Origin of the sequence: Zavarzinella formosa DSM 19928 (genome assembly GCF_000255705.1) — a bacterium.
GTDB lineage: Bacteria > Planctomycetota > Planctomycetia > Gemmatales > Gemmataceae > Zavarzinella > Zavarzinella formosa.
The window spans coordinates 388,948-389,157 of the sequence record NZ_JH636446.1; the positions used below are offsets into that span (position 1 = coordinate 388,948).

A 210-nucleotide genomic window follows, 5' to 3' on the forward strand; every position below is an offset into this window, starting at 1 on the left:
CGTCACCTCCGGCGGCTCGACCCAGGTGCAGTTCAAGAAAAAATCCGCCACCGCCTGGCAGGAGGCCCCGCCCCCCATCGGCGACAGTCTGGACACCTTTGTCACCGGTGTGGACGACGGGGCGGATTATGACCTGCGGGCAAGGTTCCGCAACGCCATCGGGGTGCGCTCCGACTGGACCCAGATTTCGCACACGGTCATCGGCAAGAC

The 210-nt window shown here is 65.2% G+C and carries 1 protein-coding gene; it reads left to right on the plus strand.

Translation table 11 applies throughout. The features are described 5' to 3' along the window. Positions 1–210: hypothetical protein (locus tag BGIM_RS66140; RefSeq protein WP_193789048.1), on the plus strand; the 210-nt coding region annotated here is incomplete at both ends.